Raw genomic sequence first — 24,941 nt, forward strand, 5'->3', positions numbered from 1 at the left:
CAAGCACGAAACAACATATAAAGGAGAAGAAATCATGCCTACGATCAACGAAAACTTTTTAAAGCTAGAAAAAAACTATCTGTTCATCAATATTGCCAAGAAAGTGAACGCATTTTTGGCAGAGAATCCAAGCGTATCCCTGATCCGTATGGGAATCGGTGATGTAACTCTGCCCATTGCACCGGTTTGTGTGGAAGCAATGAAAAAAGGCGCTGAGGAAATGGGTGTCAAGGAAACTTTCAAGGGTTATGAGGACAGCGGTGCAGGTTATGACTTCCTAAAAGAAGCTATTGCTGGTTATTATCAGAAATTCGGCGTTTCTCTGGAACTGGACGAGATCCGTGTAAACGATGGCGCAAAGAGTGATTGCGGCAATATCGTGGATATTTTCGGCGATGACAATGTTGTACTGATCACCGATCCGGCTTATCCGGTGTATGTGGATTCCAATAAAATGAGAGGCAGAACGGTTATTTATGCTGATTCCAATGAGGAGAATGGCTTTGCGGCAATGCCGGATCCGTCCGTTCATGCGGATCTCATCTATCTCTGTTCGCCGAACAATCCCACCGGCTCTGCTTATACTAGGGCACAGCTGAAAGAGTGGATCGACTATGCAAAACAGAACAAGGCAATCATCATCTATGACGCTGCATATGAAGCGTTCATCACAGATCCGGATGTTCCTCACAGTATCTATGAGGTGGAAGGTGCAAAGGAATGCGCTATTGAAATGTGCTCGCTGTCCAAAACAGCAGGCTTTACTGGTATGCGCTGCGGTTATACCATTGTTCCACTTGCACTGCATGTAGCAGCTTCTGATGGAACAGATGTCAGCATCGCACAGCTCTGGGGAAGACGACAGGGAACCAAATTCAATGGTGTATCTTATCCGGTACAGTGCGCAGCAGCTGCTGTTTTCACTGAAGAGGGACAAAAGCAGATTCATGAAAATATCGCTTATTATCAGGAAAATGCGGCAATTATCGCAAAGGCCATGGAAGAACTGGGTATCCAGTATACCGGTGGAAAGAACTCCCCTTATATCTGGCTCAAGTGCCCGAAGGGCATGTCCAGCTGGGAATTCTTTGATTATCTGCTGCACGAGATTGCTGTTGTCGGCACACCAGGAGAAGGCTTCGGCAAAAACGGTGAGGGTTGGTTCCGCCTGACTGCATTCGGTGACAGAGACAAGACCATTGAAGCTATGCAGCGGATCAAGCAGCTGCTTTCAAAATAAGACAATTGGAGGAAACAAATCATGCGAGCTGTAATTACTGTAATCGGAAAAGATAATGTAGGTATTTTGCACAAGGTCAGCGGTGTCTGTGCCAACTATCAGGCAAATGTCTTAGAAGTGACACAGAGTGTACTTCAGGATATGTTTGCTATGATTATGATGGTGGACATTACCGGAATGACTACAGATTTTACAAAGCTGAGCGATGAGCTGAGTACACTGGGCGAAGAACTCGGACTGTCCATCCATACCATGCATGAAGATATTTTCAATGCAATGCACCGTATCTGATCGAATTGAATAAGCAGGAGAAAAAATAACATGAATAGTACTATGTTTAATGCAGGAGATATTCTGGAGACCATCCGGATGATTCAGGACGAATGTCTGGACATCCGGACTACTACAATGGGAATTTCTCTGCTGGACTGTATTGACCCGGATATCAACAAGGCTTGCGACAAGGTTTATGATAAGATCACAACCAAGGCGGAAAAACTGGTTGAGACAGGGGAAAAAATTGAAAAGGAATATGGTATTCCGATTATTAACAAGCGTATTTCCGTAACGCCCATTGCTATGCTGGCAGCAGCTTGTCCGGGTGAAAATCCTGTAAAGTTTGCAAAAGCGCTGCAGCGTGCTGCGGAGACCTGTGGTGTAAACTTTGTTGGTGGCTATTCGGCACTGGTACACAAGGGATTCAGTGCCGGTGATCTGGAATTGATCCGTTCGATTCCGGAGGCGCTGGATGTAACAACACGAATCTGTTCTTCCGTTAACGTTGGTACCACCAGGAGCGGTATCAATATGGATGCAGTTCGTATTATGGGTGAGATCATTCTGGAATCGGCCAAATTGACGGCAGACCGTCAGTGTGTGGGGCCATCCAAGCTGGTGGTATTCTGCAATGCACCGGAAGATAATCCGTTCATGGCAGGTGCTTTCCATGGTGTAGGCGAACCGGATTGCGTTATCAATGTGGGCGTTTCCGGTCCTGGCGTAGTTCGTTCCACCATTTCCAAGTATCCGGATGCTTCCATTGACCAGTTGGCGGATATTATCAAAAAGACAGCCTTCAAGATCACCCGTATGGGTCAGCTGGTTGGCGCAAAAGCATCACAGATGCTGGGCGTTCCTTTCGGTATTGTAGATCTGTCTCTGGCACCCACACCGGCAGTAGGGGACAGTGTAGCACATATTCTGGAGGCAATGGGTCTGGAGGTATGCGGTACACATGGCACCACTGCGGCACTGGCTCTGCTGAACGATGCAGTGAAAAAAGGCGGTGTTATGGCCTCGTCCAATGTCGGTGGCTTGTCCGGTGCATTCATTCCAGTTTCAGAGGATGCAGGTATGATCGATGCAGCTGTGGACGGTACGCTGACACTGACAAAGCTGGAAGCGATGACCTCTGTATGCTCCGTTGGTCTGGATATGATCGCTATTCCTGGTGATGTAGAACCGTCTACGATCTCTGCTATCATTGCAGATGAAATGGCAATTGGTATGGTAAATAACAAGACAACCGCTGTTCGTGTAATTCCGGCTGTTGGTCTGAAAGAAGGCGAAATGCTGGAATTCGGTGGACTGTTCGGCAGTGCTCCGGTTATGCCTGTCAGCGCAAAATCTTCAGCGAAGTTCATTTCCCGTGGTGGAAGAATCCCCGCACCTATGCACAGCATCAAAAACTAATGACACAGAAGAAACAAACAGATATTATGATCATCGGCGGCGGTGCTTCAGGCCTCGCCGCCGCTATTGCAGCAAAGCGAATTGCACCAAATTTACAAGTATGCATTGTGGAACGGAATCCACGTGTGGGGAAGAAGATACTTGCAACTGGAAACGGACGGTGCAATTTGGGAAATACCAATCCATCCCTCACCCCTTATCACGGCACACTGACAAGACTCTTACCAGAAGTTTTTGCTGCAACAATGGATGCGGAAGCTTTTTTTCAGTCTATGGGACTATATTGTCGCCATGAAACAGATGGTAGATTATACCCTCATTCCAATCAGGCTGCATCTGTCTTGGATGCTCTGCGCCTGACGGCAGACCAATTGCAAATTGAAATGTTCTGCGATTGTGCGGTTTTATCATTATTGAAGAACGCAGAGCAGTTTGTAGTGGAAACAGTTTGCGGAAAAATCAAAGCAAAAGCGGTGATTCTCGCAGCAGGTGGTGTGGCAGCGCCGAAAACCGGTTCTGATGGTATGGCTTTTTCATGGTTGGAGAAACTGGGACATGGTACAACTACTTTTCAGCCGGCATTGGTGGCATTTGGAACAGATCCCGAGCTTGTGCGCCCTTTAAAAGGCACCCGTATTGCTGCAAAAGTCAGCGCATGGTCAGGAGTAGGAAAACTGCTTGGTGAAGAATCCGGGGAAGTGCAGTTTACAGAACGCTCCTTGTCCGGCATTTGTATTATGAATCTTTCTGCACAGTGTACAGCGGAAAATCCAGCTGTTTTATCTCTAAATCTGTTGCCAGAATATTCGCAGGAACAGGTGATTTCTCTTCTCTGGGAAACTTATGCCACACGGACAGAATGGACACTGGGAAACTGGTTGACAGGTTTGTTTCCCAAAAAGGTCAGCGTGCAGCTGTTGCGGGCAAGTCATATTTCGCTGCCGTTGGATGCACCAGTTTATCGTGTGACACCTCAGGATCTAGAACAGCTTGCTGTACAATGTCAGGTATGGCAATTTCCGATTTTGTCCCGTGGCAGCTGGCAGGAAGCACAGGTCACAGCCGGGGGTATTTCATTGTCAGAAGTCGATCCTATGCTGCAATCCAAAATAACAGAGGGATTATATTTTGCCGGTGAGATTCTGGATCTGCACGGAGACTGTGGCGGTTATAATCTGAATTGGGCATGGCGTTCCGGACAATTTGCCGGACAAAATGCAGCACGTGCTCTCATGGATCGAGATCAGAAAGGAGCGTGAGGGATATGATCAAATTGACAAATCTGACAGTGCCCCTTGGATTCACAGAAAAGCAGCTATACCAGGCTGCTGCAAAGAGACTGCGTGTAGCAAGAAAAGATATCCTATACATACAATACTTGAAAAAATCCATTGATGCACGGAAAAAGCCGCATATTTCCGTGGTATTAGCACTTGCTTTACAACTCAAAAACGAAGCGGCTGTTCTCAGAAAAATGGCAGTAGACAAGGATGTGCAGCCATATATACCATATCAATATCACATTCCACAATGTCAGTTGTCGGACACAAGACCGGTAGTGGTAGGTTTCGGGCCAGCAGGAATGTTTGCAGCTTTGCTTCTGGCGAAAGCCGGTCTCCGTCCACTGATATTGGAACGTGGTGCATGTGTAGAGGAACGTCAGAATGATGTGGCGAGATTCTGGCAGACAGGCTGCCTTGATCCGAAAAGCAATGTGCAGTTCGGTGAAGGCGGTGCCGGTACGTTTTCTGATGGAAAGTTGACTACAGGGATCAAAGATCCTCGGATTCACTTTGTACTGGAAACCTTTGTGTCCTGCGGTGCACCGGAAGAAATTCTCTATCTGGCAAAACCGCATATCGGTACGGATAACTTGATTGGTATCGTCCGGACAATGCGTGAGATGATACAACAATACGGCGGAGAAATTCAGTTTCACGCCTGCCTGAAGGAATTGAAGCAAAGAGATGGAAAACTCGCTGGCTTGATCTATGAAAAGGATGAAAAATGTCACGAAATTGCTGCAAACCATTGCATCCTCGCCATAGGACACAGTGCACGGGATGTGTTTTCCATGCTGTATGACAGCGGTATCCAGTTGACCCAGAAAAATTTTGCTGTTGGTGTTCGCATAGAACATCCCCAGAAGTGGTTGGATCATGCCATGTACGGCAGGGAATCAGCACCACCGGATCTGCCTGTTGCCGATTATAAGCTGGCAGTACATCTTTCAAGCGGACATAGTTTATACACATTTTGTATGTGTCCGGGTGGAGAAGTCGTTGCGGCTTCATCGGAACCTGGTAGATTGGTCGTCAATGGCATGAGCAATTATGCCAGAAATGGTTCCAATGCCAACAGTGCCCTGCTGGTTGGGATTTCTCCGGCAGAATTACAGGACTCTCACCCGTTAGCTGGTGTGGCATTCCAGAAAAAGCTGGAAGAATCTGCGTTTCAAGCTGGCGGAGAAAATTATTTTGCACCGGTATGCTGTGTGGGAGATTTTTTAGCCGGACAAACACCGAAAACACTTGGATCTGTTGCACCCACATATCGTCCCGGTGTGACATTGTGTGCACCAGAATCATATCTGCCTCCGTTTATTGTGGAAACCTTGAGAAACGGTATTCCTGCTATGGAGCGAAAAATCCCTGGGTTTGCAATGCCGGATGCTGTATTGACTGGCGTGGAAAGCCGCAGCTCGTCACCAGTACGAATCGTCCGGAATGAAATGTGCGAATCGATATCATTGCAGGGATTATATCCGTGCGGTGAAGGTGCAGGCTATGCTGGAGGTATCACATCAGCAGCAGTGGATGGTATGCGATGTGCTGAGCAGATCATCCGACAGTATCAATGACAGGGGATGCAAAATATCCCTAAAATGTAATTGCGCCAAATACAAATTTGGCGCAATTAAAAGTGCAAAAACCAGAGAAGGAGTTCATAAACATGGAAATTGACCGTACCCAATGCCCCGATTTTTTTCTGGATTATATTTTGTATATCACCGTCACGAAATCTCTTTCCAGTCGGACGGTACAGGAATACTATCTGGATATCCGACTGTTTCTCAAATATCTTCGTATGATGCAGGATCCGCAGTATCAGGATACGGATGATTTACAACAGATTCCGATCCTGGATATGCAGGTTTCTATGCTGGAGAAAGTTCAGCTGCAAGATCTGTACAATTATTTATACTATGTGACTGAAGAACGTGAAAATCACGACCGTGCCCGCGGCAGAAAGGTTTCAGCGCTGCGCAGCTTCTTTGGCTATTTGTGTCATCATCAAAATGTCATCTCACATGATCCTACAGAACGTCTGGAATTGCCATCGCCAAAGAAAACGCTGCCTCGTTATCTGACACTGGAGCAAAGTCAGCAGTTGCTGCAATCACTGGATACAGCATATCCGGAACGGGATTATTGCATTTTGACCTTGTTCTTGAACTGCGGGATTCGATTGAGTGAGTTAGTCGGACTTAACTTGACGGATATCAATATGAAAGAAGCAAAAATGCGTGTGCTTGGCAAAGGCAATAAGGAACGTATGGTCTACTTGAATGAGGCGTGTATGGATGCCCTGCAAGCGTACTTAAAAGTACGAGAATTGCCGGAAGGTTCCACGGAAAAGGCAGTTTTTCTCAGCAAACGTCATACTCGGATCAGCAAGCGGCGTGTACAACAGATTGTGGAGACTGCATTGGAGCAGGCAGATCTGGGCGGACAAGGGTATTCTACCCATAAGCTGCGGCATACGGCGGCAACGCTGATGTACCAGTATGGAAATGTAGATGCATTGACCTTAAAAGAAGTACTGGGTCATGCCAGTACTTCGACAACAGAGATATATACGCATTTGTCAAATCAGATTCTGAAACATGCTACAGACAGCTCTCCCCTGGCACATTTTGAGAAGCAAAAAAAGGAGGGGGAGGAGGAAGAATCCTGATTTCCCACTCCCCTGCTCTAAGGTATATGGAAAGAAAAAGCATCCCGCTTCATTGTGGGGATGCTTTTCTTGTTTATTCCGATTCCAGGAGCTGTTTCATAGTTTGTTCCAGCTGATATAAGTGATGTTGCGATACTTCCAAATGTTGCTCTAATGCATCGAGATGTGCCTGTATCTTTGCCGGATCATTCAGAATATCCTGTTGAGATAACGGAAAATCAGCGTAAATTCTTGCATTCAGATTCTTGGGTTCTTCAAGCTTTTCCTGATACATCTTGATATTATCCAGCATCAATTCCCGGGAATATTCCTTTTGTTCCATCGGGACGATATGCAGTGCTTCGATCTCCTGTTCAATGTGCCAGAGTTCCTCCAATTGATTTCGGTTGCAGGCTTTCGAAACTCTTTCCAGGAGCTCTCGTTTGTTCTCATCATAATCTGCATTGAGATATGGGTGCAGAATCAGCAATAACGTTCGGACGGTCTCCTTCATTTCTGCATCCTGTTCAGGCGTTGTATCTGGATTATTGTGGTATAGTTTAGCATTAAACAGCCGGATTTTATATTCGTTGATCTGGTTTTGTGCCGCTTGAAAATCCGGTTCCTGTTGTACTTCTTTTGTCAGTGTGTCCAGATAAATCGGCGCTTTGTTCTGCTGCTTTTCCTGGATACAGGTAATGAGCCGTTCTGTGTATGCCTCCTGACTGCGGAGCTGTAATAATTCCAATTCTTCCTGTCCATATGCATCGGCATATTTCATCAGATATTGGGGTACTATGTGATAATACAGCCAGATAGTTTCTGTGAGTGCGTCTGCCATTTCCTCACGCAGTGCATACATTTCCTCTTTCAGCTGTTCATCCGATTTTTCTTGCGGATAAAATAATGGCGTAAAATCGGGCATTTCGAAAAATTCCATATGTTCTCCTATACGCAATAGACCGCATTACTCCCATGTAAATTTCGTGAGATCCCCTTCCGTAGATAAATCCGGATATCCCCACTGCCGTAGTACTTCATAAGCGGCAATGGCAACAGAATTGGAGAGATTCAGGCTGCGCAGGGTATTTCGCATGGGAATACGCACGCAGGTTTCCGGGTTATCATGCAATAAAGCTTCATCCAGACCACGGTCTTCTCTGCCGAATACCAGATAAACCGGTTTCTCCAAAGGATATGCCACATCACTGTGCACATGTCGCCCTTTTGTGGTGAAATAATAGAAGATTCCATCTGCATTCTTTGCAAAGAAATCGTTCAGATCGGAATAGTATGTCAGATCTAGCTTGTCCCAATAGTCCAGCCCGGCACGCTTCAGATGCTTGTCTGTGACGGTGAATCCCATTGGCTCAACGAGATGCAGACGTGCTCCTGTGACAGCGCAGGTACGGGAAATATTTCCGGTATTCTGTGGAATTTGCGGTTCCACAAGAACAATATTCAGATGTGATTTTTTCATAAAAAATCCCCTTTCTTTTCCAGATTTGGTGCAGATACACAAGGATAATCTGCCCGACTTTTTGCCATACTAAGAAAGCAGCAGAACTCCGCAAATGGAATGCGGATGGTGCGGAAAGGAGGCAGATTTCCATGACGTTTAAGTCCATCGTACGTGGTGTAACAGTTGGTGCGACGGTTGGTACCGTTTGCTATATGTTGTCCAAGGCAACTTCCAGACAGAAACATGATATCAAGAAAAATGCCGGAAAGGCAGTGAAGGCAGCAGGCTGCGTTCTGGATGATATCACATCCCTCATGTGGTAATACTAATCCCATATCAACCTGTTGAAAAAATTGCCGCTATCATTTCGTCACTCTGCGTTGCCCGCCCTTGGCAGGCGACAGCCTGCCTGCGGTTGGGCGCCATGACCCATAAAATGCTATCTGGCAACTTCTTCAACAGAACGATAAGGGATTAGTATAAGAACGATAATAGCGTAACCCAAAGTCACGTGATTTCGGCATCGTCTGAAATTGCGTGACTTTTTTCTGAAATTGCCGGATTTGTATTGCGTATCTGTTTTGCTTATTTTATCCATAGTATAGCATATCAGGACGATTCTGTCAAATTGAAACGATAAGCATTCCCCTATCAGACATAGGGACAAAGGAAGTCGCATTTTTTCATAATCTTCAGTATTTTTTACGATATATTTCAAACTATTTGGGCAATATTCCTTGACATTCCTCTTTCTGAAATGTATAATGGTGATAGAAACTTGTTTTTTGCAAATACAATAAGAAAGGTGGAGTTGCTATGAAAAAAATACAATGCTGTATACTCGCTGCTGTGCTGGCAGCAACAAGTATTCCCATATCCGGAATTGCCTATGCGGCAGATACACAAGAAAGTCTGAGCGGCGATGTCACCCTTGATGGTGCAGTCAATGGAAAAGATACCGCTGCATTACAACAATATCTGCTGGGCAACCAGAAGTTGACAGCTGCTGCATGGAAAAATGCAGATCTGAATCAGGACGGTATTGTCAATGGCTTCGATCTGGCGATACTCCGGCAAGAGCTTGCAGAGCGTATTCGTATGGATTATGCAGGCATTGTCATCAATGAAGCGTGTACTTCTAATCAGGGCTCCTATCAGGATGCATCAGGAAATACACCGGATTGGCTTGAACTGTATAATGCTTCCGATCATGCCATTGATTTATCAGGCTGCGGATTATCAGATGGGAAAAAGAATCTGTTCAAGTTTACATTCCCCGATGGCACAGTATTATCTCCCGGCGAATATCTGATGGTGCTGTGCGATGATACCAATGTTACTGTGGGAGAGTTTCATGCAGCCTTTAAATTGAGTGCAGATGGAGAAACAATCCGGCTGTCCAGTCCGGATGGTCTATTGATCGACATGATGGAGATCCCGGCACTTGAAGCAGACCGTACCTATGGGCGTTACACCAATGGTTCCGGTTCCTTTTCCGTTTTGACACCTACACCGGGGACAAGCAATGATAGCGGAAAAGTGATTGTAAATGTGGCTGCACCTATCTTTTCTGCGGAAGGCGGATTCTATGACGCTGCTTTCGATCTGACTGTCACAAGCAAGGAACAAAATGCGATTTATTATACCACGGACGGCAGTGACCCTACGACATCGGAAACGGCAATGCTATACACCGGTGCGATTTCCATTTATGATAACACAAACGAGCCAAACATATACAGTGCCATCCGTGATATTTCTATTTCCTCATACTATCCCCCGTATCAGAAGGTGGACAAAGGCATCGTGATCCGTGCAGCTGCAAAGGATGCAGAGGGTAATTTCAGTGATGTTGTTACAAACAGCTATTTTGTAGGGAAAACGGCATCCTATTACAGCGACATGAAGGTCGTTTCCCTTGTGACGGACAGTGATAATCTGTTCAGCAGTGAAGACGGCATCTATGTCATTGGTGATGCATATTATGCCTGGAAAGACAGTGCGGCATATGTGAAATATGAGGATGGTGATACCCGCAATCCTACGAATTATAACCAGGACGGCAAAGAATGGGAACGTCCTGCTTCCATTCAGGTATTTGAAAACGGTTCGCTGGCATATGCTACAGATATTGGTGTACGCATCGCCGGAAACTGGTCACGTGCTTATCCGCAAAAGAGTATCCGGTTTTATGCACGTAGTGAATACGGCGATTCCAAAATGGAGTATGAGTTTATTGACGGTCTGACAAATACTAGTGGGAATGCCATTACCTCCTTTGATAAGATCACCTTGCGGAACAGCGGAACAGACTGGTATAATCTTCACTTCCGAGATGAATTGATCCAGAGTCTGGTATCAGACAGAGCAGTGGATGTCCAGGGGACGGAACCGTGTATTCTCTTTATTGATGGAGAATTTTGGGGCGTATATAGTTTCACGGAAAAACTGGACGGCGATTATGTAGAGTCGCATTACGGTATTGATAAAGACGATGTGACAACCATCAAATGCGGCGAAGTGGAAGGCTCAGAATCAGTGGCAAGTGAGTATCGGACTTTTGCCAATTGGGCAATGCGTGCTGATATGACAGACGAGGCAAATTATCAGAAGGTATGCGATGTGATCGACATACAAAGCTTTATGGATTACATTGCGATTGAAACCTATATCAATAACTATGATTGGTCCAGCAGTGTAGCTGGCTATATGAACAACTGGCAGATGTGGCGTTCCAATACAATTGATACGGGAAATCCCTATGCAGATGGAAAATGGCGGTTTATGCTATATGATACGGAATATTCTACTGAACTATTCCAGTCTGCCGGAACTAGCTATGGCTATGATTCTTTGAGCACCATGTATCGAGAAGAGACCTGGTGGAATTTTTCCCAGCTGTTCTACAACTTACTTAACAATAATACATTCCGAGAACAGTTTTATGCAAATTATCTTGAGATCATGGAGAATAATTTTGAACCGAATGCTGTGAATGATCAGATCACCCAATTTGTTGACGAACTAAGGCCGGCAATTACTGCAACGAATATTCGCTATGGCAACGAATGGATCAATTCGAAATATGACAGCGAAGTGGAACTGCTTCGAAACTTTTTCAATAATCGTCCCGATTACGCAAAGCTATATCTGGATATGCTGGTAGGTAATGAAACGGCAGACTTCGGAGAAAACCTCCTGTCCAATGCTGCCAATATGGGACATTATGCAACTAACGGTGGGGCAGCTGCCTTTTCAGCTGATGCAGCCCAAAATAGTCTCAGCGCCAATGTCACTGCCCTTGGGGAAAACGCCTGGGATATTCAGGCACAATTTCCCAATCTGACACTGGAAAAGGGAAAAGTATATCGTCTGTCATTCGAAGCGTCCTGCTCGGAAAATGCCAAAATGGATCTTGGATTTACGCATCAGGTTGGTTCAGAGTACATTGGCTTTGGATATGCGAATGTGAACCTGACGCCAAAAATGCAAGAATTTTCTCTCAGTATTCCAGTATCAGAGGAAACCAATAACAACTGGATCCTCTTCTTCAATTTTGGCAGTCATGTAGGAAACTATACTGTACAGAATGTCAAGTTGGTGGAAGTCTCTTTCGACGGATCGTAATCAATTCCTATATTATGATCGAAAAAAAGCTGCCGCAATGTCAGTCAAACTTCGAAAAGAGTTTTGACTGCTTGCAGCAGCTTTTTTGTTAGTAATCAAAATAACCAAAATTATTTATACTTTTTGCCTCGCAAAACATTCAGCAGAACATAAACAACGATCAAAAGTACAACAGCACCTACAAGAATCAGGTACATGGTGCAGGTTTCTACCTTATTGTCAAAGAAATAAAGATTGCAGTCAATGGAATCCTTTATGGCTTCTACTACTTGGGACGGAAGATTCTGATGGCTCATTTCTTCGAAAGTGCCACGCATGACATGGTTTCGCAGCAGAGATGTGCCATAAGTGCCCGGCAGAAAAGAAACTGTATGCTGAATCCCTTTACTGAATTGCGAAATGGGCATATATGCACCGCAAATAAAGCCATAGCCAGCACTGATAATTGTACCCACAGCGGACATTTGTCCTTGTGAAGATAAAAAGTGGTTGACAATGCTGGACAATGCTGTGCCAAATAAGGATAGCAGCAGTACATCCAGCAGTAAAAGCAGCACATCGGTGACCGTCAGAAACCAGCCGACTTTCGCAAGATACAGCAGACAAACACCAGCGGCGATGCAGCAGACCAGAAGCGTAGAAAGAAGTGTAGATATGTAATAACTCATGGCAAGGGTACTGCTTTTTACCGGCGAAATCGTCAGATCTCGTCTGGCACCGTTGACCCTATCCTGTACCATAACCATATTGGAGCAGAATGCCACAGTGACACAGCTCACTGCCAGCAATGAGGAGACCAATTGACCGCCGACGCAGCCATTGATAAGCTTATCTGTTACAGTTGCTCCAGCCGCCTTCAAGGATTCTTGAAAAGTTTCTTCGTAGACATTGCTTAAAAATGTGCCGTATAACACAAGCAAAATCAAAGGGGTAATGAGCGAAGCGAAAAACATTCCCTTGTCCTTAAAGAACAGTTTGGTATTCCGCTTGATCAGCGCCTTCAATGTATTCATTTTTCGGCACCTCCTGTCAGTTTCTTTCCTGTCACTTCCAGAAAGACATCATCCATTTTCCCTTTTGTAATCTCATAATTCTGGAAGATTTCTGGATGTTGCACGATGAGCTTTGTGGCGGCAGCAGTGTTTGGCACAGCGATCCGGTACGCATCACGTATCTGTTCGCCAGGATACGCCAGGGCTTGCATTTGTTCTTCTGACGCACCATCATAAAGGGTAATGAAGTCACCAGTGTACTTATTTTTCAGTTCCAATGGGGTACCTTCGGCAGCAATCTTGCCGCTGTCTAAAATCACAACATAATCCGCATCTGCCGCTTCTTCCATATAGTGCGTGGTAAGGAAAACCGTCAGATGTTTTTCCTTTCGCAATTGGGCAATGGTGTCCCAGAGCAGCTTTCTTGTCTGCGGATCCAGTCCGGTTGTCGGCTCGTCCAGAATCAGGATCTTTGGATCGTGCAGCAGTGCCCGGGCAATATCGATTCTGCGCCGCTGACCGCCGGAAAGTTTCCCTACGGTACGCCGCAGTAAATCAGAAAAATCCAGCAATGCGGCAAGAGACTCCAATCGGGCTTGGAATGCCTTTCCAGTGATACCGTATAGTGCCGCACGGCTTTCTAAATTGTCCTGTACGGTCAGTGCTTTGTCCAGCAGGGAATTCTGAAATACAACCCCTAAACTGCGCTTGATCATTTCTGTGTTTTTATCCAGGTCGATACCATCGATCTGAACTGTCCCAGTATCCTTTGCAAGCTGTCCGCACATAATGGAGATCGTGGTGCTTTTTCCGGCACCATTGATACCCAGAAAAGCAAACAGCTCCCCTTCTCTGACTTGAAAGCTTAGATCCTGTACAGCTCTCACCTGACCAAAGCTTTTGGACAGGCGGTCGATTCGGATGATATGATTTGTCATAAATGCTCTCCTTTTTCATTTGTCTTACATCTTATAATGATATGTCTTATTATATCACAAAAAGCTTCACTTGTAAAGAAAAAGATTCCAGGGCTTACATATGAAAAGCATGTAAAACTGAAGCGAGGAAAGCATCATAGGAACAGCGGTGGCGTTTTCTAGCGAGACTAATCTTGACAGGGTGTTGTTTCAGGCTTTTCAGAGCTATATTATGTACGCAAAAAATCCGGAACAGGAGACCTCCATTCCGGATTTGCAACATATTCAATTTAAATAAAGTCGAAAGAACTTTCATTCTTTCACAAGCGTTTCGATTGGACTCACTCCTCACGTTGTTTCGTACCGTACACAAATTCGTTTCAAAAACCACATATGAAACACGCCCTTTCTCCTGAACACGCTTCTATGATTTTCTTCGTACAATACCAATCAAGCCATGGGACTCACCTTTCCTGTATTCAATTTCAAATAACACAGAATGCTTCTTCCATGGGACTCACCTTTTCTTCGGAGATTTTAACCCAAAAATCAAAACAATTCACTTCATGGGAATCACCTAAAGTTTGTTACTTGGTTCCGATCAGCATATATATAAAGACATTTCAGTCGGAGATTCAATGCCGTCATCGCATTGAATTAGAAAACCATATGCTGCCAATTCCAATAACAGATTTGCGGCGTAAACAGTTGCTTACGTCATTCATCGGATCAAGCGGCTCACAATTCATTATCATTACCTGAGTGCTCTCAATCGGTCAGAACCGATTCCTCGCTACCCTCTTACATTTGTGCAGCCGACGAAGTACCCGACGCTGACAGCATATGCAGCTGTGACTCTTCATTTGCCATCGGACCTCGCCCTCCTTTTTGATGTAAAATCGTTTCCACAAAAGGATAAACCTTAAACCTTGGGAAACCTATCGTTTGGGAACTCATCGCCCATGAGCTTCTCGCCAGCTCCTGTTCGTTGTTCCCTTTCCTTGATATTATCTTACCACGCTTACAAGTGAAAGTCAACAGTTTTTTTCACGTTTTTTCATGAAAAATAAGCGGTTTTTACAAAAGAAAGAGAATTTGATATTTTTCTTTTCTTTTACAACTATACACATGATAATATTATATATCTGTCACCTTAAATATTTTTTATTAGTTTGACTCTTATTGTATCTATACTATAACTATATTTGTATTTCTAAAAGAAAATCAGAATTATTATGATACACCCGGGCATGTGGACAGAATTGAAAATCCACTGTGTGGACGAATGATGCCCACCCCTACGTTCCAAAAACAAATGCAGACCAACATGACTGTTAGTCTGCATAATACATATAATAAAGTAACATTATTGTGCCGGAGATTCCCCTGCTGCTGGAGGTTCTGTTGCTGCCGGAGGTTCTGCCGGGATGGTAGTCTGCGCCGGAGGTTCTGTTTCCGCCGGAGGTTCTGTCGTAGGCGGTTCAGTAGTCTCCGGAATTGGATTGTTGGCATAATACACAGTGACCATATAGTTCTCATTCAGATTCACGGTATCACCCGGAGCGACATCTGTTTCCTGACCGTTCTTGGTGATGACAACACGGATAATACCGCCGTTGCTGTAACCTTGGTTTTCTTCCGATATAGTAGTATATGGGATGCGCAGTTCATCCAGCTTCTGTGAATAGGAGTTTACACCATAGCCCGAATAAGACGGAAGCTGGACGGTTGCTGGACCTTTGCTGACCTGTACCTTTACGGGACGGGAGGAATCAAAAGTCGCACCGGCTTCGTATTCCTGCCAACAGATCTGACCGGCAGCATATTCATCGCTGAACACTTCCTCCACGTCAAAAGAGATCCAGGAGGCATACTGACTCTTCTGGTTTTCGAAGTTCTTCCCCAGGAGACTTGGCATAATGCTGTCGCCGCTGGCTTCTTCTGTGGTAGCAGTTTCTGTTTCCGCAGGAAGTGTATCCTGAGTCACAGTCGTAGTCTGCAATGCAGAAGATTCCTCGCCGCTGTCGAAGAGATCGCCTGCAAAGACAAAGACGCAAATAAGTAACACCAGCAACAGGACGATACCCACAATAATAGGCACCTTCAGTCGATCCACTGCCCCGGCTTTCTGAGGTGCGTCATAGTCCTCTTCCTGATAGTCATCATAGGCATAGTCATCGGAATAACCTGTGTCATAGTCGGTATATTCCTGTTCCTCATAGCCATTGTAAGATTCATCGGCATAGGGCACCTGATTTTGAGGCTCATAGTTCTGACCATAGCCTGGGTCATAGCCGCCGTAAATCATATCCTCCTCTGCGGCATGTTCATCAAAAAGGCATGTCACAAGCTCCGTCACTGTCTGGGTACGCTCAGAACCGTTTAGATTCAGCCCCTGCATAATGGTATTGGACACATGGCGGGGTACATTGGTGTTGAGTACAGCCGGTGCCACCAGATTATCATTTTCCATACGGCTGATGGCAGAAGGCGGCATAGATCCGGTGAGGACACGATAAATCACGGCGCAGACGGCATAGACATCCGTCCAAGTACCCTGCCTGCCATTTGCTGCGTACTGTTCCGGCGCAGCGTAGCCGTTGTAGATCTCGCACTCTAGCTCCGTATTGGCAGTACGCACTGCCGCAATAGAAAAGGCAGTGAGAATCAGTTCCCCTTTTTCCGTCACATAGATGGTATCCGGTGAAATGGCACGGTGTACCACGCCGGAATTATGCAGCAGGCTTAAGGTAGTCATGAGAGGCGGCAGCATCCGGGACAGCTGTCCCCAGGTCAGCTCCCCGGCATTGTCCTTCAGGTAGTCCACAAAGCGGATACCGCCCACATATTCATCTACCACATAAGTTGTATTATTTTCTGCAAAGAGATCCACTACGGTGCTCACATGTACCTGACCCCGTAAGCGTGCCAGGGATTTATGCAGCTCTGTGAATTCTGCCATAAGTGCCTTATACTGCGCCAAACGTGCCGGAATGACGCTGATGACCGGCGAGCCGGTGACACGGTTGCAAAGGTTATGTGGCATATACTCCCGCAGCAGCACCTTACAACCAATGGATTGATCATAAGCGAGATAGGTGACGCCTTCGCCGTTTGCGGAAAGCGCGACGCCTACGATATAACGCTGATTCAGCTGTGTACCTGGAATAATAAAAGACGGGTCACTCGGAGATTGGTCATAATATCCGCAGTTCGGGCAGACACCCCCGGAAAATTCCGTGCGTTCCATACAGCCAAAGCATAGTTTCCGTTCTCCCAAAGCGATACCTCCTATTTTTCTTCATTGCTAATTGGGCAGGATAATACGCCCCCAGGCGAATCCTGCACATTTTATTCTACCAGTAACACGAATGGATGTCAACTGTTTTTCGGTAATTTCCTGGCATTCCAGCTTAAATTGTAGCCATTTGTAACATTTTTGATACTGTTTCGGCACAATACAAGGGTAAATATCAGACGGACGAACACAGTTCGCCCCTACAATTGTACAATTACAGAATTGCCGGGAATCTGCGGGCGGATGATATCCGCCCCTACAGGTGTCAGGGGTTACGTGGAAACCGTTCCCCTCAAAGGGAAATCAGACCCTGTTCCAGAAGCTTCTGTGCCGCAAGGAGAATGCCGATCTTGCCGGAAGTGTAGGTAATACCGCCCTGCATCCAGACGGCAAAGGGTTCCCGGATGGGTGCATCGGCAGACAACTCAATGGACGCACCCATGGTAAATGCGCCTGCCGCCATAATGACCTTACTGGTATAACCGGGCATATCCCACGCCTCGGGTACCACAAATGCATCTACTGGCGATCCCTGCTGGATACCCTGACAGAATGCAGTCAAACGCACCTCATCCCCCAGTTGGATGGCTTCCACAATATCGCCACGCTCCTCGCCCACCTTTGGGTAGCAGGAAAATCCCAGCTGACCGAACAATGCCGCTGCAAAATCCGCTGTTTTCAGGGCACTTGCGGTCGTATCCGGAGCATGGAAAAAGCCCAGATACAGCTCCCGGTTCATATCCAGTGTACAGCCTACTTCCTTGCCCATACCGATACAAGTGAGCCGTTCGGCGCACTGCTGCACCAGTTCCTTCTTCCCAGCAATATAACCGCCGGTGCGTGCAATGCCGCCGCCCACATTTTTGATCATGGAGCCGATCATGAGATCGCATCCCACCTGTACCGGCTCACGTGTCTCCACAAATTCCCCATAACAGTTATCCACCATAATGACTGCCTCCGGGTTTGTATTGCGTACCAGCTTTGCTAGACGTTCGATCTGCGGCGTGGTCAGTGCCGGGCGGAGAGAATATCCCCGGGAACGCTGGATATATGCCACCTTTGCACCCCGGACTGCTTCGGGTACTGCGTCATAATCCGGCGTACCGTCTGCCAGAAGAGGAACTTCCTCGTACTGCACGCCGAAATTTTTCAGGGAACCGCTTTTTTCATCCCCGGTCAGACCAATGACGCCCTCCAACGTATCGTAGGGACGTCCTGTCAGGGAAACCATCTTATCCCCGGTACGCAGGATACCGAAGAGTGCCACGCTCAGTGCATGGGTACCGGAGACGAAATTGTGACGTACCAGCGCATCCTCTGTGCCAAATGTATTGGCTACCACCTGATCGAGGACTTCCCTGCCCTGATCGCCGTAGCCGTAGCCTGTGGTGCCGTAGAAGCACGGCTCACTGACACGGCTCTTCTGAAAGGCTGCCAGTACCTTTGCCCCGTTATAGGCGGCGTTTTCTTCTATTTTCGCAAAGTCATCCCGACAGCGTTCCTCTGCCTGTTCCGCTGCTTCCAGCAGACGGTCGTCCAGAGGGAAAAATTCCTGTATTTCCATGGATCACAGTGCTCCTTTCTCTTGTTCCTCTTTTTGGATATCCTGTCGCTCCAGCACATATTCCGAGGCGATCTCCTGAAAGCCGATCTCCCGGTAAAAACTGATGCGTACATCCAGTGCGAACAGTACTGCCTGTTTCCCCTGCTGTGCCAGCTGTGCGGCTGTCCAGCGGAGAAAATCCCGGGCGTATCCACTGCCACGCTGGGCACGTCTGGTTGCCACCTGTCCCACCAGAACGTAATCCTTCCAGTCGTAGATCAGCGTCAGGGTGGAGCTGTTCTTATAGGTCAGCACCCGGCTCATACCATGGCGGCAGCGATGGGATACATCCGTCAGCCACAGGGAATATTCCAGCAGATTGGGAAAGCCCTCCTGCAGGATCTCGTAGACATCCTGCAATTTCGGCGCTGTATCCACGTCCTCCGGGCAGAACTGCTCCGAAGTCGCCGCAGGCGTCAGGGCAAATGCTGCACGGTGCAGCTTCTGGTAATTGGGTATCTGTCCCAGTGCATCCAGCAAAAAGGGCGGACATTCCACACGGAATGGCAGATGCATGGCAGTAAAGGCGCAGATTTCCTCCGCAGCCACGTTCTCCTCCGCACAGATCAGGAGCGTGGCATTGAACAGGAACATCCAGCCCCTTCCCTCCGGGGATGTCACCCGGAAAAAACGGCAGAAATCATAGGTACCGCCGTATGCTTTCTGGTAGGCAAGCATCTGTCTGCCACGCCAGCTCTGTTCCAGAAAGGCAATCTCTCCGGCAGTAAACGATGTGATTTGTTGTATCATAAGGATTATACTTCTTCCATGAGTTTTTCCAGTAAGATGGGAATGAGCCTTGCGCAAGCGTCCAGATCTGTCAGGTCTGCCAGACAGGACGGCGAGTGGAGATAGCGGCAGGGCAGGGATACTGCCAGCGTGCGCACGCCTCCACGGCTCACATGAATGGCACCGCTGTCATTGCCTCCGGCGATACGGGACTTTGTCTGACAGGGAATGCCCTCTGCCTTGCAGATCTCAAAAGCAAGACGGTACATCTCCCGATCGTAAATGGTACTGCGATCCATGAAGGATACCACAGGACCGCCGCCCAGACTGCATACTCTGGCATCCCCCTCAGCCCCGGCAATATCCGCCGCTGTAGTTGCCTCCAGTACCAATGCGAATTCCGGTGCAATAGTATATGCCGCAGCCTTTGCCCCACGCAGTCCGATCTCCTCCTGCACCAGAAATGCCGCAGTGAAATCATAGGGCACATCCTGTTCCAGCAGATGCAGAAGCAGTGCACATCCGGCACGGTCGTCAATTGCCTTGCTGCATATGCGGTTATTCCCCATCTCCCGGAAATCCGGTGCAAAATAGGCATAGGTGCCCTCGGTGATGCCGGCAAGCTTCCGTACCTCTTCCCCGGAAGATGCGCCGATATCCAGCGTCAGGCTGCTGAATTTGGGCAGTGCATCCTTTTCCTCCTTGGAAAGCAGATGCACTGGCTTTGCACCAATGACACCGGGAATCCGTTCCCTGCCCACCAGTACCTGCCGTCCCATGGTCACAGCTGCATCCACGCCGCCTACCGGTGCGATACACAGGGTACCGTCTCCGTTGATGTGGGTCACGATAATCCCTACCTCGTCCATATGGGCGCTGATCATCAGCTTATGAGGGGCACGATTTCTGCCGTGCTTCTGTACCAGCAGACTGCCCAGAGGGTCGATCTCCCAGGAGACATGGTCGGTCTGCTCCAGAACGTGGATAATATACTCCCGGACAGCCCCCTCATCGCCGGATACGGCACAGAGATCGCATAATTCTTTCAAATGTTTCAGCATGTTCCGCACCTCCTGAGATACGCCGCCAGCAGCTCGCCTGTTTCTCTCACATCCGAAATCTGAATCACCTCAGAGGGCGTATGCATATAGCGCAATGGAATGGAAACCGTTCCTGCACAGACGCCGCCTCTTGTGACGGAGAACCGGTCTGCATTCGTTCCCGTCATACCGGACATGACCTCCGGCTGCCATGGGATATGCTCCCCTTCTGCCGCAGCGATCAGTGCATCTGTTACCCCACGGGACAGGGACGGCGAGATACCGATCATGGGACCGCCGCCCATTTTGCCGCACTTCACCGGGTCGTCCCCATGTCCCAGTGCAAAAGTCACATCTACGGCAAGGGCAATGTCCGGGTCGATGGTATATGCACCGATGGTGGCACCACGTTCTCCCGTCTCCTCCTGTGTGGAAAAGAGGACGCTGACGGAACAGGGCAGTGCTTCCCCTGCAACCAGTTCCAGTGCGTACAGAATCGCCGCCATACCGCAGCGGTCGTCCAGAGAACAGCCGGCTACCCTGCCGTATTCCATGGCACGCAGGGGCATATCAAAGGATACGCTGTCTCCCGGTGCGATCCACTGTTCCAGCTCCGATTTTGCATAGCCTGTATCAATGGCAAGCTCCGTGACGGAGAGCACATGCTCCTCACCGCCCTGCAAATGGGGCGGCATACAGCAGATCACCCCGGGAATTTCCCGTTTGCCGTGGAGCATTACACGCTGTGCCGGCATGAGACGATAGTCCATACCCCCTGCATTGCCCACCCGGACAAAGCCGTCCTCGGTGATAGCTGTCACCAGAAAGCCCACCTGATCCATATGGGCATCCAGAAGTACATGGGGCTTTTCCGGGCTGCGCTCCCCCAGAATCCCCAAGACGTTGCCCTGGGTGCATTCCACCTGATCGCAATAAGGTTCCAGAAGTGCAGCGGCAGTCTGTGCAATGGGCATCTCACTGCCGGAAACACCGGCAGGAGCAGTCAGCTGGGTCAGTACTGTGATAAAATCCATATCTCAGTGCAGCTCCTTTACCAGATTTTTGTAGTGAATACCACGTGCCTCGAAGTTGGGATACAGATCGAAGCTGGCACATGCCGGAGAAAGTGTCACAATATCCCCGGACTTTGCACGCTTCCGTGCCTCCTGCACTGCCTCTTCCATGGAGCTGACATGTACCAGTTCCGGTGCGCCCTCCTGATAATACTGGCTGCCACGGATGGCAGCTTCGATCTTCTCCGCAGTGACACCCATGAGGAGCACCAGCTTTACCTGCTGGCAGACCGTATCCGCCATGGGTTCAAAGGGAATTTTCTTGTCATAGCCGCCCATAATGACAATGAGCTTCTGGGAGAAGGAACGCAGTCCGGCGAGAACTCGTGTGGGACTTGTGGCGATACTGTCGTTATACCACTTCACGCCGTCCAGTTCCCGGACGAATTCAATGCGATGCTCCACGCCGCCGAAGTTCTTTGCCACGTACTGAATATCCTCCACAGAAACCGTCCCCCAGACCGCATCAATGGCTGCCAGATAGTTTTCCACATTATGCATCCCTGGAATGCGGATATCGTCCTTGTGTACCACAGGCGTTACGCTGTCCTGTTCCGTATAGCAGAGCATGCCGTCCTCCCGGAGGAAAGTGCCGTATTCCGGCTTTGTGCGGCGTGAGAAGGTGGTCAGCGTGCCGCGTACCATGGATGCCAGATTCATGGTGGGTTCGTTATCCAGATTGAGTACCGTCCGGGAGAAGGCATCCTGATGGGCAATGAGGTTGGTCTTGGCGTAGATGTATTCCTCCATGGTGCCGTGAACGTCCAGATGATTGGGCGCAATATTGGTGATGACCGCCACATCCGGAGACTGGCGCATGGACAGCAGCTGGAAGCTGGACAGCTCCACCACAGCGGCGTCTTCTTCCCGGATATTCTCAATGATGGGCAGCAGAGCACGCCCGATATTCCCGCCCTTGTGTACTCGGAATCCGGCACGGGACAGGAATTCGGAGATCAGCGTGGTAGTAGTAGTTTTTCCGTCAGAACCGGTGACGGCGTAGATCTTGCAGGGACACAGAGAGAAGAATACTTCCATCTCAGAAGTGATCACGACTCCGGCTTTTCGTGCCTCCTGTAGTTTTGCATTGTGATAGTACATACCCGGCGAACGGAATACCACATCGAAATCCGTCAGGCTATCGAGATAGGTCTCTCCCAGACGGAAGGAAACGCCCAGCGCCTGGAATTCGCCGTAAGCATCCCCCAGCTGTTCCGGGGACTTTCTGTCCAGCAGGGTCACGTCAATCCCCTTTTTACGGAACAAGCGGATGATATCGCCGTTTGTGACGCCAGTGCCGATAAATGCCACACGGCTCTGCTGCATGGTTTCAAAAAAACGAGTGATGTTAGACATACTGGATTCCTCCCAAATGTTACGGCAGTACTGCTGCCATTATGATACGGACAGCACAGCAGGCACGCCCGACCCGGATACGTGCCTGCTGTAGACCATTCGCAATACAAAATTATTCTGCGCTGCTGTCACCGTTCAAAAAATCGTTCATGGTGATCTGAACACGGGGATTGCCGTCGGCATCGTCGTCGATCATCTTGACTTCTTCCATAACAATGGGGCTGTTAGGAGAGGAGAGATCGCCGTCACTACCCAGGGAGCGTTCTACTTCCAGAAACGAATCCACAACCTCCATCCCCTCTGTCACCTCGCCGAAAGCGGCATATTTGCCATCCAGGAAGGTGCAGTCGTCGGAATAGCAGATGAAGAATTGGCTGGATGCGCTGTCGTTATCGTTGGAACGTGCCATGGATACGACACCCCTGGTGTGGGAAAGGCTATTTTCCACGCCATTTTCCGCAAATTCGCCCTTGATAGTCTCACTGCTGCCACCAGTACCGTTGCCGTTGGGGTCGCCGCCCTGTGCCATGAAGTCCTTGACTACACGGTGGAATGTCAAGCCGTCATAGAAACCGTCCTTCACGAGGTTCTCAAAATTTTCGCAGGTGATAGGTGCCACATCGGGATGCAGCGTAATAACGAAGGAATCGCCGATTTCATCCGCAGAGCTATTCTTCGACTTGGAGCCGCAGCCGCCCAGTGTTCCCATAAGAAGTGTCGCACTGACACAGAGTGCCAGATATCTGAAAGCATGTTTTTTCATATCAATTACCTTCCAATCATATTAGAATGATTTGCAGTTCCAGCTTTGGATCATACACTATCCGTGCTGTCTGCACACGAATGAGATTATTATAACACTTTTTGCGAGAGAATGCAAGCATTTCTTTTTGTCAAGCATAGAAATTCTTTTTGTCAAGCATAGAAATTCTTTTTGTCAAGCATAGAAATTGCGGAATATGCCATACCATAGCCTGACATTTCCCCAAAAAGCGCAAGGCAACGCCATAATATATTGTAGATCGGTATATTGAATTGTAAAAAAATATATTATATTAAATATATTTTTTCGTGAAAGTCCATTGACAAATGCCAATTCTTATGCTATAATTTAAAAGCAGGCGCAACGTGGATTATGTAAAACGCTTGTAAAAAAATAGATCTGGGTGTGGCGCAGTTGGTAGCGTGCTACCTTGGGGTGGTAGAGGCCGCCCGTTCAAGTCGGGTCACTCAGACCAGTTTTTTACGCAGTTTCGGGAACTTTCCTGGGGCTGCGTTTTTTTGATTGTACGACTTTTTAGCAGTACGACACTTAGTACGACAAAACAAACATCAAAACGATAACCATGTAGTAAAAACCCGGCGACACCGCAGGAATTATCCTGTAGTACCGCCGGGTTATTGCGTTATTTCATCTTTTCATCGATACTCGCCACATGCTCCAGAATCTTCTCTGTCTTTCTTCGGTATTCGTGATGGTATTCCATCATCCAATACATATACCGTAAGTTTAACTTGCAAGCAAACCGATATGGAGATGTTTGTACACTACACAAATCGCTTTTTTATATAGTTTAAGGTTTAGAGAGAATTCCTCGTATAAGCGCTCATTATCTTTTTTTAGCTAAGCCGTTCAATTGAAGCTTTTTTATCATCGATTTTTTTAGCAATTGTATCTGCAACATCCATAATAAATTCAACATAACGTTCTGTATTCCACAATTCATTTTCTTTATCGGTACTATATTCCTGGATTAATACAGGAACTACATCCAAGTATGCCAATAGAAAAAGCCGTGCTTTCTTCTCATCAATACCTTTTTGGTCAAACCCACCCATATATGATATTAGGTCAACATCTAGCACATCACTCTTTATGACAACATCAATTTTTATATGCTCTCTGTAGCTCAATTCAATAGGGCATCTCTAAAAACCCCCTATACAAACAGAGAAAAACCTAGTATAATAAA

20 protein-coding genes and 1 tRNA gene are annotated in these 24,941 nt (G+C 47.6%); 9 read left to right on the plus strand and 12 right to left on the minus strand.

What is annotated here, in order from left to right; all coding sequences use genetic code 11:
- Positions 1-34 precede the first annotated feature (34 nt).
- The 6 genes from QZ375_RS08445 (at position 35) to QZ375_RS08470 (ending at position 6,889) form a co-directional block, all read left to right on the plus strand.
- Positions 35-1,240 carry an LL-diaminopimelate aminotransferase gene (locus tag QZ375_RS08445; RefSeq protein ID WP_295217863.1) on the plus strand — a complete coding sequence of 402 codons (1,206 nt, stop codon included), beginning with the start codon at positions 35-37 and terminating at the stop codon, positions 1,238-1,240.
- 21 nt (positions 1,241-1,261) lie between these two features.
- Positions 1,262-1,531, plus strand: coding sequence for an ACT domain-containing protein (locus tag QZ375_RS08450; RefSeq protein WP_295217865.1), 270 nt, complete (start codon positions 1,262-1,264; stop codon positions 1,529-1,531).
- 42 nt (positions 1,532-1,573) lie between these two features.
- On the plus strand, positions 1,574-2,932 hold the full coding sequence (locus tag QZ375_RS08455) for a PFL family protein (protein WP_295217924.1): 1,359 nt from the start codon (positions 1,574-1,576) through the stop codon (positions 2,930-2,932).
- Positions 2,932-4,191: an aminoacetone oxidase family FAD-binding enzyme gene (locus QZ375_RS08460; protein ID WP_295217869.1), complete on the plus strand. Its 1,260-nt coding sequence runs from the start codon at positions 2,932-2,934 to the stop codon at positions 4,189-4,191. The genes QZ375_RS08455 and QZ375_RS08460 overlap by 1 nt, the downstream gene beginning before the upstream one ends.
- 5 nt (positions 4,192-4,196) lie before the next feature.
- Complete coding sequence (locus QZ375_RS08465) at positions 4,197-5,792, plus strand: FAD-dependent protein (RefSeq protein WP_295217871.1); 1,596 nt, start codon at positions 4,197-4,199, stop codon at positions 5,790-5,792.
- Positions 5,793-5,884: 92 nt separating this feature from the next.
- Complete coding sequence (locus tag QZ375_RS08470; RefSeq protein ID WP_295217873.1) at positions 5,885-6,889, plus strand: tyrosine-type recombinase/integrase; 1,005 nt, start codon at positions 5,885-5,887, stop codon at positions 6,887-6,889.
- 73 nt (positions 6,890-6,962) lie between these two features.
- On the opposite strand, the gene QZ375_RS08475 is transcribed toward QZ375_RS08470, so the two are convergent.
- A complete protein-coding gene (locus QZ375_RS08475; protein ID WP_295217875.1) occupies positions 6,963-7,808 on the minus strand; it encodes a hypothetical protein in 846 nt (281 codons plus the stop codon).
- A gap of 27 nt (positions 7,809-7,835) precedes the next feature.
- Complete coding sequence (locus QZ375_RS08480; RefSeq protein WP_295217878.1) at positions 7,836-8,348, minus strand: tRNA (cytidine(34)-2'-O)-methyltransferase; 513 nt, start codon at positions 8,346-8,348, stop codon at positions 7,836-7,838.
- Between the two features lie 131 nt (positions 8,349-8,479).
- On the opposite strand from QZ375_RS08480, the gene QZ375_RS08485 reads away from it, so the two are divergent.
- Positions 8,480-8,653, plus strand: coding sequence for a hypothetical protein (locus tag QZ375_RS08485; protein WP_295217880.1), 174 nt, complete (start codon positions 8,480-8,482; stop codon positions 8,651-8,653).
- Positions 8,654-9,146: 493 nt separating this feature from the next.
- Entirely contained in the window at positions 9,147-11,957 is a 2,811-nt protein-coding gene (locus QZ375_RS08490; RefSeq protein WP_295217882.1) for a CotH kinase family protein, read from the plus strand.
- 110 nt (positions 11,958-12,067) lie between these two features.
- Here the strand turns inward: QZ375_RS08490 and QZ375_RS08495 are convergent, their stop codons facing one another.
- From QZ375_RS08495 to QZ375_RS08535, 9 genes are all read right to left on the minus strand, one after another.
- Positions 12,068-12,970: an ABC transporter permease gene (locus QZ375_RS08495; protein ID WP_295217884.1), complete on the minus strand. Its 903-nt coding sequence runs from the start codon at positions 12,968-12,970 to the stop codon at positions 12,068-12,070.
- Positions 12,967-13,887 (minus strand): ABC transporter ATP-binding protein, encoded by a 921-nt coding sequence (locus QZ375_RS08500; protein WP_295217886.1) that lies wholly within the window; start codon positions 13,885-13,887, stop codon positions 12,967-12,969. The genes QZ375_RS08495 and QZ375_RS08500 overlap by 4 nt, the downstream gene beginning before the upstream one ends.
- A 1,345-nt stretch (positions 13,888-15,232) precedes the next feature.
- Complete coding sequence (locus tag QZ375_RS08505; RefSeq protein ID WP_295217888.1) at positions 15,233-17,146, minus strand: protein kinase; 1,914 nt, start codon at positions 17,144-17,146, stop codon at positions 15,233-15,235.
- A gap of 310 nt (positions 17,147-17,456) precedes the next feature.
- Positions 17,457-18,731, minus strand: a complete 1,275-nt coding sequence (locus tag QZ375_RS08510; protein WP_295217894.1) for a methionine gamma-lyase family protein — start codon at positions 18,729-18,731, stop codon at positions 17,457-17,459.
- A gap of 3 nt (positions 18,732-18,734) precedes the next feature.
- Positions 18,735-19,520, minus strand: coding sequence for an N-acetyltransferase (locus QZ375_RS08515; RefSeq protein ID WP_295217901.1), 786 nt, complete (start codon positions 19,518-19,520; stop codon positions 18,735-18,737).
- A 5-nt stretch (positions 19,521-19,525) separates the two neighbouring features.
- Positions 19,526-20,560 (minus strand): M42 family peptidase, encoded by a 1,035-nt coding sequence (locus QZ375_RS08520; RefSeq protein WP_295217903.1) that lies wholly within the window; start codon positions 20,558-20,560, stop codon positions 19,526-19,528.
- Positions 20,554-21,573, minus strand: coding sequence for a M20/M25/M40 family metallo-hydrolase (locus QZ375_RS08525; RefSeq protein WP_295217910.1), 1,020 nt, complete (start codon positions 21,571-21,573; stop codon positions 20,554-20,556). The genes QZ375_RS08520 and QZ375_RS08525 overlap by 7 nt, the downstream gene beginning before the upstream one ends.
- A gap of 3 nt (positions 21,574-21,576) precedes the next feature.
- On the minus strand, positions 21,577-22,968 hold the full coding sequence (gene murD / locus QZ375_RS08530) for a UDP-N-acetylmuramoyl-L-alanine--D-glutamate ligase (protein ID WP_295217912.1): 1,392 nt from the start codon (positions 22,966-22,968) through the stop codon (positions 21,577-21,579).
- 112 nt (positions 22,969-23,080) lie between these two features.
- A complete protein-coding gene (locus QZ375_RS08535; protein ID WP_295217915.1) occupies positions 23,081-23,731 on the minus strand; it encodes a peptidylprolyl isomerase in 651 nt (216 codons plus the stop codon).
- 399 nt (positions 23,732-24,130) lie between these two features.
- On the opposite strand from QZ375_RS08535, the gene QZ375_RS08540 reads away from it, so the two are divergent.
- Positions 24,131-24,206 (plus strand) — tRNA-Pro (locus QZ375_RS08540).
- Between the two features lie 382 nt (positions 24,207-24,588).
- On the opposite strand, the gene QZ375_RS08545 is transcribed toward QZ375_RS08540, so the two are convergent.
- Positions 24,589-24,882, minus strand: a complete 294-nt coding sequence (locus QZ375_RS08545; protein WP_295217918.1) for a hypothetical protein — start codon at positions 24,880-24,882, stop codon at positions 24,589-24,591.
- Between the last annotated feature and the right edge of the window lie 59 nt (positions 24,883-24,941).

It is taken from the genome of Ruminococcus sp. (assembly GCF_019417665.1).
Classification (GTDB): domain Bacteria; phylum Bacillota; class Clostridia; order Oscillospirales; family Ruminococcaceae; genus Ruminococcus_C.